This is a genomic window from Lentzea alba (genome assembly GCF_047445655.1).
GTDB lineage: Bacteria > Actinomycetota > Actinomycetes > Mycobacteriales > Pseudonocardiaceae > Lentzea > Lentzea alba_A.
In genome coordinates this window covers 16,253-27,193 of sequence record NZ_JAJAEG010000064.1, presented here as the reverse complement: position 1 = coordinate 27,193, position 10,941 = coordinate 16,253, and the positions used below count along the sequence as shown (strand labels likewise).

At 64.9% G+C, this 10,941-nt stretch carries 3 protein-coding genes; 1 reads left to right on the top strand and 2 read right to left on the bottom strand.

Going from position 1 to position 10,941, the window contains the following annotated elements:
- Window positions 1–193 precede the first annotated feature (193 nt).
- Complete coding sequence (locus LFM09_RS48750; RefSeq protein WP_414103491.1) at window positions 194–661, bottom strand: hypothetical protein; 468 nt, start codon at window positions 659–661, stop codon at window positions 194–196.
- A 21-nt stretch (window positions 662–682) separates the two neighbouring features.
- Window positions 683–913: a hypothetical protein gene (locus tag LFM09_RS48745; protein WP_414103490.1), complete on the bottom strand. Its 231-nt coding sequence runs from the start codon at window positions 911–913 to the stop codon at window positions 683–685.
- A gap of 70 nt (window positions 914–983) precedes the next feature.
- On the opposite strand from LFM09_RS48745, the gene LFM09_RS48740 reads away from it, so the two are divergent.
- Window positions 984–9,782, top strand: a complete 8,799-nt coding sequence (locus LFM09_RS48740; protein WP_414103489.1) for a hypothetical protein — start codon at window positions 984–986, stop codon at window positions 9,780–9,782.
- The last annotated feature ends 1,159 nt before the right edge of the window (window positions 9,783–10,941 follow it).

The window sequence follows — 10,941 nt, the reverse complement described above, 5'->3', positions numbered from 1 at the left end:
TGGCACAGGACCGGCTCGACGGCCCCGGCGACATCAAGGTCGACAAGACCGATGCGGGCAAGGAAGCGGAGTACGCCGATCCGCCGCCGGCCTACGACAACCCGCCACCGGCCTACGACGACCAGTACTACGGGCCACCGGTGACCAGCGGCACGACCGTGATTCGCTCGACAGGGCCGCTGGTTCAGGACGGTCACCGGGCCGTCGGACACCTGGCTGCTCGCGACACGTCCGATGGTGGAGAGGTTCGTTTTGGCAGCGTGCTGCCGCGCACATCGGCGAACGGTCCTGCCGGCTCGGAGAACGCGGTCACCGGCTCAGAAAACGTGCCGCCCGAAGGGGGCAACCGTCCGCTCCAGTCCTCGATTGCAGCGCCGTTCGCGGAGCAGAGCGGCACCGCCCCCTCGCCTGGTACGGCCGGTTCGAACTCGCCGGCCAGCGCGCCTACCGGGTCGAGCGGCTCGCCCGCACCAGTGCAGGCCGGGCCCGTCTCAGCGGCGGCCACGGCCTCGAACGCGGCCTCGCCGGCAAGCACCGCCAGCACGGCGGCCTCCCCAGTGATGCCAGCGTCGGCCACGCACAACTCGGATGGCACTTCGGAGGCCAACCCGGTTGCCACGGCGGCGGCAGCATCCACTGTGGATTCCTGGGCCATGCCCACGCCGCCACAAGACAGCGGTACTCAGTCCCCGGCCTCCGCTGTCCCTTCGTCCGCGGATGGTTCGAGCTCGGCGATTGGATCGAAGTCGGCGACACCTGGCCACGATCGCGACTCCGCAACGGTTTCGGTGTCGACGCCGGTCGTCGCGACGCCCACCACCGTGCCGAACTCGCCTGTACCGGTGAACTCTTCCGTTTCGCCGTCCTCTTGGGCTACGTCCAACTCGGCTGCGAGGAGCGAGACGAAGGACATCAGCCCGCCAGAGCAGGTCTCGCAGCTATCGCGGAACTGGAACGCTGACCTGCCGGTCAGCGGATCAGACGTGGAAGCGCTCAGCGATCCCAACTCGGACTCCGAGGTCGCCACCTTCGGCCTGGAATCGGAGAGCGGAGCAGGCTTCAAGGTGGAGGACCTGAACTCCGCGCCGGAGGGAGACCCGACCTCTCAGCTCCGGCGCTGGGACTCGTCAGGTCCAGAGGTCAGCCCAGAACAGCTCGAGGCGACTCCGGCAAGGTTGTCCGAACAGCAGGGGATCCTGGAAGCGAACACCAAGAGAGCTGGACGCCAAGCCGCGAATGCTGCCGGCTCGCGGACGGGCGCCGGCCACGACCAGGACGTCACACCTGAACTGGACGATGTCGGCGCCCTGGGCGATACCGATTCGGAGAACGAGGACCACGACGCCGGTTCAACGCCCCCTGAAGAGTTGCGTGGTTCCACAGAAACCGGGCGGGTCGAGCTGGACGACTCCGCAGAGGCGGGGGAAGTGGCCGAGAAGCTGGTGTCGCCGGCCATGGCGGGCACGGACGAGGCGGCCGAGTTCACGGAGCCCAATGACGTCGTCCTCGTCGTGGAGAGCGAAGTGCGCACCCCGTCCGGTGAGATCGTGTCTCCTGAACGGATCGGGGAGGTCCGCGAGAAGTACAAGTGGGAGCGGCTCAGACTCGACGAACAGCCGGCCCATGAGCGGGCTTCGTTGTTCCAAGAGGCGGCGGGGCTGGTGAGCGGTTTCGCACAGCTTCCGAAGTTCGACTTCACCGCTCATACCCCGGAAGACCGCGGTTATCGAGCCTTGATCGGCTTGGTGGTCCAGTCGGTCGCCGCCAGGCTTCTGGCGATGCGTCAGGTCGCGGAACCGGATGCCGAGCAGCGCGCCGTGGAGCTGGCTGACGGAATCACTCGGATGCTCGGCATCCGGTGGACGGCTGGAGTGATGCCGAGGGGTGGGGCTCCGCGTGGTGGGGTGAACAGCGCGGGGGCGGGGTCGTCCTCGTCGGCTGCGAGCTTGCCTGCTGTGGAGGTCAAGTTCGGGTCGTTCTGGTTGATGTCGAGCCTGCGGTCGGCCGATCGTGCCAGGATCGTGAGCCTGGCGGGTGAGATGGCAGGCGCCGTCATCCGCGCGGAGCAGGCCGGTCGACCGCTGCCGCAGGTCGTATTCACCGGGTATCTCGTGGCGGCTGCGGCGGATTCCCGAGCGGCAAAGACGATGCGTGAGCAGTATCAGAAGGTGCGGGGCGTGTTCGTCGAGGCACTCACCGAGGCTCTTGCCGCTCAAGAGCACGGCGCTGTCGGGATCGAGGACATCGTCATGCGCGACCAGGTCGCACGTCCTGGTGCCGACGCGGATCGCGGCCACGTGGTGCGCGTCGAGGTCGACGAGGCCGCGATGTCGGTGCCGAACCTCGCGGGCGTCATACAGCCCTACCTCACGGACGTGAGGATCTCGGCCGCGGTCGAGTACAGCTACCGCGCGCTCGAATACGAGCGGCGGCTCGCGGCGGTGTTGGCGTCTCTACCCGCCGTCAACGCTGAACTCGCGCGGATCGTTCAGGCGATCTGGAAGACATCGTCGAAGAAGCTGCGGATGAGTTTGGGCGGTAATCCGGATGAGCGCTTCGAGCCAGGCTGGTATCCCGGGACGCTGCAGAGCATCCGGCAAGTCGTGGAGAACGGCACCTTGCGCGAAAGGGTTTTCCTCATTTGGAAGAGAAGCCTTCTGTTCAAACATTTCAGCAATACCTCAGTCAGAATGAAGGGGTTTGAGGAGGTCTACGCTGAGCGGCAGCCTAATGCCGGGTATATGGAAAAGTTCAACGTTCACACTGCTCATGGAAGAGCCGCTAAAAACAACCAGGTGATGCTGGCCGACTTCAACGGCGACTCCATCGATCGCCCGCGTCTTGAGGAGGCGCACCCGCCGTTGAGCCCTAGTGAGCAGTGGGCGGTTGTCCTAGCGGACGACACGATCGCGTGGGAGCAAGCTCGTTTCAGCAAGCCGCTGATCACGGGTGGGACGCAGCACCGCAGTGGGCAGAAAACGGGAGCGATCATCTGGACCGGCCCCAGCTCGTCCGCGCACTTCGTGGTTCAAGTCGTGGAGCAAATAGCTGCGCAGGCCGGGGTCGAGTTCGACTACGGCCTGCTGCGCCTTGCGCTGTTGTCGGTGTTCTTCCAGATCGGTGCTCACAGCTATCACGAGGTCATGCTCGCGTTCGAAGCAGAGAGACCGGATCTGACGTATGAGAACAACTGGGGCCGCTACCGGAGCTTGGCGCCATTGTCGGAAGACTTTCTGCGTCAACACGTCGCCATAGGTGGGAGGTTCCCGGACGAGTACGCGGTCGACATCCTGGAGTGGCCCTACGGTCGGCCGGCCACGGACACGATGGCCGGTTCTTACCCGATGGCGAACGAGGAAGCGTCTCGGTACTGGAGAGCCAGGTTCTCCGCTGCGACGACCGAGATCGACGCGTTGCCGGGCCAACAGCGCGATCAACTGTTGCGTACGGCGGCCGAGATCATGGCTTCCCGGCACCAGTCACCCCCGTTGCTGAGGACCGGACTTTCACCGGACGCCGCCGCGTATCGGGAGCTGTACGACCGCATGCTGTACACGGTTGCCTATGAGCTCAGGCTCGCCCTGCTCCAGGAACTTGAGCCGCTGGCAGCACAGGACAGGGCGAGGTACGTGTCCGAACAGCTGCGCCGCGCCTTCGGCACCCGCCGGACGCACGGCGGGTTCGGGGCTGGCCGCGGGGAACAGCACGCGGCCGGATACCGCGACGACCAGATGCAGACGCCCGGAGCGGGTTCGTCACGCCACCGCGACACCGCGGAGCCGCTGGATCTGGCATCCACGACCTCGTTGACAGAACTGGACGACTCCGAGGTGAAGACAGTCGAGGGCGAACCGTCGTCGGCCGCGAAGACGGTGACCGTGAAGGCAATGGGAGGTACGGAAGAGACCGCTGCCATACCCACGACGCCACACACCACACTCGACACCCGGTCACAGACCGATGAACAACAGCCGAAACGCACGGTCCTCGACGACGAGGACTGGCACCACAGCACCGCCGACACCGCCGACTGGATGGAGCCACACCACCCCCTGCACGTGAGTCAATGGGACCGACTGCGGCACAGGGCTACACCAGCATTGATCCGAACGGCGCCGTTCACCGTCTCGGACCGGTCCGCGATCATGCCGAGTGGGAAGCCCGGCGGTCGTCCCCGGATCGTGATCGGTCCCGCGTTCGGGGAGACGGAAGCCGCCTACGAACTCAGGCGCATGGAGGTTGAGCCGGGTAGCTGGGTCAAGGAGTTCACCGTCAAGGTGTTCCTCCTGACACCGGCCGACGCGACGGAGGAGCGTGTCGTGGGTCTGAAGAAGGCCATGCACCGCGGCGTGAACTGGTTCTACAACCAGGGCTATCGCCTGCCTTCCGGAGACCAGCTGCACGTGCGGGTCGAGTTCGTCGACTCTGCTGACGAAGCCACCATCAGCGTCGACATCCATCCCGATGGCGGGCCCAGCAGTCAGCACTCCTTCGGTATGGGCGACAACGACAACACACTCGCGCACGAGCTTGGGCACACGCTGGGCCTCTACGACGCCTACAGGCTCCCCGCGGTCCTGCACAACCTCAAGAGGGGACCGAACGGTCGAAGGGGGCGTGTTCACGGCCCCGTGCACAGCCGGGGCGTCATGTCGGACGGCCTGTACAGCGCCGATGCGCGACTGGTGCCACGTGAGGCGTGGAACGTGGAGAAGGCTGCGCTTGCGGGATCAGCTGTAGTCGAGGGGACGGTGCCGAAGACAACGTCTTCCCTGGTGCGTGACACGACCTACGCCATGCTGCACGACGGTGCGCGGGCAGGCGATACCGGAGTGCCGCTCTTCGAACAGGCGGACAGAGGTGACCTTGCCGCGATCGTCACACTCGCAGGTGAAGGGCATCGCGAGTCCTTCTTCGCGCTGACCAGGATCGCCGGACAGGGCGACTCCGACGCACGTCAGGCGCTCGTTGAGATGGCGGCGTCGGGGCAGGTGCACGCGGCGGCCGCGTTGGTCCGCATCGGTGACGAGGTCAGCCGCCCGGAATTGAACGGCCTAACGGCGATCGGAGTGCTGGAGAACCTGGTCGACGTTCCGGAACCGCTCGTCGCGCACGAAGTGGCGAGGTCGTTGCTCCGCGACCTCGCGGCAGAGGGCCGGGCTTCGGCTGTGCGGGTTCTGGTGCGGCTCAAGGACGTGGCAGGACTTGACGTGGCGAACGAGAAGGGCAACGCGACCGCGTACGACGGTATCGTCCAGCTCGCGATCGAAGGCGACGAGGAGGCCGTCGATCTCCTGGGGGAGCGGGCCGATTTGGAATCCCTGCTGACCGCGGCTCAGGCCGGCAACGCGTCAGCCCGTGCGGCGTTGCGGGACATCGCGGAGACCGGTGAGGCATCAGCTCTGGTGGTCCTCGCCGAACAGGGTGACGTGAACGCCGCTCTGGCGCTCGCGGCAGGAGGTGACATCCAGGCGCTGCGCGTGGTCAACCCGGCCGCGTACGACGCGCTCGAAGGCCTGGTGTCGAAGACCAGCACCGGCGGGCACTCGGCGATGAACCGCTCAATGCTGCGCGAGGTGGTCCTGCGGATCGCCGAGCAGCAGGAACGGGAGGGCGCCGACTCCGCCGTGCGGCTGGCGACCGAACTCGCCGCTGCCAACGACCTCGTAGAACTGTTCACCATTCCCGACCTCCTGTTGAGCGGTCTCACGGACGAGGTCACGGCTGGTGAGGTGATGGCCGACCTGATGTCGGCCATCACTCGCGTTGGTACCTCCGCGAGTGTGCATGCGGAACGGTTCGCGCGTGCACTCGAACTGCTTCCAGAGACCGGGCGCTTGGACCTGCACCTCACGAGCGACTCGATCGGCCGGTCAGAGGTCATGTCCGCGGTCGTCCAGATCGCGACAGCACTGTCCACAGACGACGCGGACGTCCCAGCGGTGGTGGACCCCGTGGTTGCTGCGGACTCCCGCACGGACCTCGGTGGAACGCAGTCGGCCGAGGCCGATCCCGACAGTGCCCCGGCTTTCGGCCAACTCGCGCAGGGGCAGCCGGCCAGGGCCGAAGCGCAATCTTCGACTTCCGGGGAAACCTGGACGACCGAGGTGTCAACTGGAGGAAAGAGCACAGGCGCGGTGGTTCTGGGGAGCGCGATGTACGGAGACGAGATGTCGGACGTCCGTCGGGCGACCGGCGAGGTGCCATATCGGGCACTGCGCCAAGGCGGACGGCTGGTCCGCCTGGATCTCCTCGGTTCTTCCAGGTCCGTGGCGATGGCGAAGTGGCTCATGCGGCCGGGGCTCCTCACGGCTGCCCACCGCGAGTTCGAATCTGGTAAGAGCAGGCATCCCCGCACCTACAACTGGGCGCCGACAGGTGATCACCTTGTCGTCGGCGTTCGGACGAGCGGTCATCGCGCACTGGTCAACCTGCCAGGACTCAAAGATGTACATCTGGACGGGTTCGCGCTCGCTCACCTGCTCAGAGACTTCGGCGCGCTCGATGGACACCCCGCCGGCTCGACGATCTGGCTCGCGGTCGTCGCTGACACGCCCGAGCCAGGCCATGAGTTCTTGGCGAGGTCATTGCACAGGAGCTTGCTGGAACTCGGCCACGAGCGGATCATCGCGGTCGCTACGACGCCACACCCGTTCTACATGACTGATCTGCTGGTGCCCGACGGCGGCCACATGCGGTTCTTCGGCGGGACGGCTGAGATGATCGCAATGAGTCTTGTCGCGGCGAACGAGCTCCAGTGGCGCTATCGACCCAGGGATCGCGATCAGAGCCAGCCAGTTCCACTGGAGCACCGCGCTGACGTTCTGGCGCTGATGCCCATCGCTGAGCGGGAGACCCTGGTTCATGGGCGGCGACCCGCCGACGCTCTGCTCGCGGTGTACAGGGTACTTCGGGACAAAGCGACCGAGGCCGCGGCCGACGTGCTGCTGCTAGCGGTCGCGACCCAGAGGTACAGCATCCACACCATGAAGGATCTGTGGTCGCAGTTGGCTTCCGCGCAGGTCAGCGTCACCGACTTCGACGAGGTGCGGCATCGCGCACCTAAGACGAAGATCGAGAAGTTGGGCGAACGCGGCCAGCACGTCACCTACAGCGTCAGCCGTGTCGAGGTCTACCCGGGCATCTGGATGCGCGAGGTCCAGCTGAAGATCAACCTGGTTTTTTCCGGCGACGTCCCGGCGGACAGGCGCACGCAGTTCTGGGAGAACCTTCTCATCGGCGTCGAACAGGCTTTCGGCTTCAACATCCGGTTGCCGGAAAGCGATGATCTGTTCCGCGTGCAACTCCTTCGCGTCGACTCCGAGGATGAGGCCGACCTGACCGTGGCAGTCGCGCCGGACGACTCCCACGCCGGGCCGACGGAAACCACTTGGCGGTTGTCCGACAGTCGTGCTGTGCTGGCAGCACGTGTTACGAGACACCTCGGCGCGGGTGGGAGCAGCTTGGCGTCGATCGAACTCCTTGCACCGGTCGGCGAGTTGGAGAGCCGATCTCACGATCAAGTTCGCATCGAGGCTGACTGGAACCGCTCACTGATCACCGGTCGGGACGTCACGGGCAGGACGCGCAAATTCGCGGTTGCTGACGTCAAATCGGTACCCCTCGCCTCCGGTGAACGCCGCACCGGGACGTTGTTCCGGTCCAGTGGTTTCGAAGGGCTGTGGACGCCGGATCTGATCGAGGGAGTGGGCAGACACGGCGTCAAAGAGGTCGTGCTCACCGATATCGGTGCCGCCAGTGGATCTGGGAATCGAACCATGACCCGTCGAGTCGACGGCTTCGAAGTGGTGGTGGTGAGCGCCAACCAGCAAACGGCGGTGCTCGACGTGGCCTCGGTCGGCGAAATCCTCGTTGGCGGGGCTGCGTTCGGGAAGGTGCTACTCCCGCATCTGTCGATGGAACGCCAGGGGCGCCCTGTACTGCTGCTCGCGTCGTACGCAGGTCGCCTCAGTCGCCCCGGTGGGTTCGCCTTCGACCTCGGTGCCGTGTTGCATGAGGAGCAACGCCGAACGGTCAGTGCGGTAACTCTCGGCGTGAGGGTCGAGTTGAACCACGCCTCGGGCGACGGCATGGTTCTGGCGTCGCCCGGAGCTCACCTCAACACGTTTCCCCAGGCCGATCCAGCCGACGAGGTCAGGGAAATCTCCACGGCCCTGCGGACCGGTTGGCGGTACGCACCGTCTGAAAAACCCCTCCAGGGCGAGCTGCCGACTCTTGCTGACCGAGGTGGCACCATCGCATTGCTCATCGGGACGGTCGATCGGCTGAAGGCCACCTTGATTCAAAGCCGAGGAATCCTCGACTTGTTCGCGGTGCGCAGGGAAATACGTGCTGTGCACGCTCAGCCCGAGGTGCTGTTGCCGTTGCTCATGAGGCACATCGCGACAAGTGAAGACGATGTCCGAGGCCTGGTCACCTCGGTGATCGATACGCGCGGCAAGCAGACTTCGAACGGCGGTGTGAGGTGGGACGACACGATCACGTTCAACGAGGCGGACTGGAAGCCGTTCACCCCGTCTGGGAAGGCAACGTGGGACTATCAGAGAAAAATCATTCGCCGACCGGTGATCATGAATGCGCCGGGGGCCGACGGTGAAAGCCCGGCATGGGACTACACAAATCTGACCACGGTCTTCCATTTCGACCCATCAGCCTCGGCGAGCGAGACACCTGATGTTTCCAGGTTCAGTATCAGCAGGCCGTTCCACGAGCTGATCAGGTCCATCGGTGAGGTCCTGGCCGAACACCACAAGTTCGGCGGAGAACTCCCGGTGCTCGCGATCACTGCTCACAGCCGAGCCGAGTGGTCCATCCGGGGGGACGCGCGTGCGCGGGAGAAGGCCCAGAGCTTGGCCACTCGACGTGCCGAGGCGACGTGGAAGGAGCTGGCCGCGCGGATCCCCTTCCAGCTGGAAACCTTGAAGAGGCAGTCGGTGTCTGTGGCCTCCGGTTGGTACATGGACGAGTTAACACGAACGAGGCGACTTGCCGGGGTCATCGAACCGTCGTCCGCGAAACGACAAAACGCTGCCCGCGTGGAGGTCGCGCTCATTTCTCGAAAGACACTCGTCCGCGAATATCACGCGCGTCGAGACGTACGAGGCCTGGTCGGGCTGCTGGTTCAAGGTGGAGGGTCCGCTGCGGAGGCGCTGGCTGAACTCGCCGGAGAAGGAAACGCCGAAGCACAGCGATCCTTGATCAAAGAAGTGAGTTCCTCGGAGATGACGAGGTTGGCGCGCTCGGGAGCGGCTGCGGCGCGCACGGCCCTGCGGGACAGGGCAAAGCGCGACGACCCGCTTGCCATCCAGGCACTCACGTCGCTGCAGGACGTGGAGGGCCTGATCGAGGCCATGGACAATGGCGCCTCAGAAGTGGAGCGGACCCTGATGCGCTTGGCCTTGGCGGGGAGGACGGATGCGGTCCAAGCTCTGGTGTCGCGCGGTGATGTTCCGACTCTGGTCGAAATGACGAGGTACGCCATGGCGCATTTGGAGCGCTTGAAGACGATGGACTCTGCGGCGGCCGTTGAACGCGAGAAGTTCCTGGAACAAATGGTGTCCACTGTGCACAGTGCACTCGTCGAGCTGGCCAAGTCCGGCAGCCCGAACGCCGTTAGCGCGCTCGCGCGACAGAGGGATGTGGCAGCCCTTGCTGAGGCGGCTCGGACAGGAGTCACAGCTGCGCGCGCGGCCCTAGCCCGGCTGGCCGACGAAGGTAACCGGGAGGCGCGCGCGGTGCTGGACGGTCTTGCTCGTAGATGACCAGCATCTGTGAAGTCAGCGGATAGGTGAGCGGACCAGCCCGCAAGCGACCAGTGGGCGTTTCTGATCGATCGGGCCTGACAAGCGCCGGAAGCTGTGGAGGAAGCGCAAAGCTGCGGACAGTGGGGCCGCGCAAGGCTCGTCATCGGGAGCTGGCTGGTCGCAGCAGACGGCTCGAACGGGCCGCACCTCGGGTTGCAGGAGTCATCGCAGCACCCCAGTTCACGGTTGCGATGGATTTCGAGGTCCGAGACCGGTCGATCAATTAGGGCCGTCGTCTGACGCGCGAGCAATCGAGAAGCATGCAAGATCCCGCGATCGCGTCTGGACCGGCAAACACCGGCGTAACAGCAGTAGCCCGGCTAGCGGCAGGACAGGGGCGCCACCGATCACTTCGGTGGCGCCTTCTGCAGTACGGGGGCAGGTTTCTGGGCGAGGACGAGCGCATGGTCATCGCTGATCGGTGCCGCGCGGGCGCGACGCCGCACCAAATCGCCACTGACCTGGGGTGGAAAGATGTGGTTGCCGACCGGCTCTTCAGGTCTTTGTGCATTTCACCGCCACGCTTTTAGTGAACAGTGTGACACCGATTGTGCACCTGATTGCGGTTCAGCAGCTAGACGTCAGGCGGATCGTTCCCTGACATGCCTTTGGAGGTCGGATGGGCGTAGTCCGATGTTGAATCTCGGCAAATCTCTCTATTCGGCCTGTTTGTGCACGATGAACACGCCGACTCTGGGGCCTGATCTCATAGAAGGCGATCGTATTGATCTTGGGGGCATCTGCGTGGAAGAAATGTTTCTCCATTAATTTGAATCGTGTCGCGAACTCACCCTGACTTCGTCCGGTTTGAGTGCGCCGCGCGGGAGCAAGGCTTCTGGTGGCGCTCGTAAGATCTCAAGTCGATGAAGGCGGTATGTGCGGCAGCAACAGTCGGCGCCTGTGTTGGGCGGCCATCCCACTGCCTTTGAAGTGGTGCCGAAGGGCCAGGCTTTGTGCCTGCCGGCGCCTTCTGGCTGCCTGATCTTGAAGCCGAGCCGTGGATGCCCGTAACGTCGGTCAACTGGCAGTGCAGGTCCGTTCGACTTGTTTGAACCAGTCCTGCCCGAGCATCGTGTCGCAGTGTTGTAGGCGACGGTCGCTTGTCCCGTGATCTTAA

Excerpts from the sequence above, each read along its gene's own strand:
- LFM09_RS48745 (WP_414103490.1), bottom strand. The coding sequence starts at position 913 with ATGTCCTTCGTCTCGCTCCTCGCAGCCGAGTTGGACGTAGCCCAAGAG.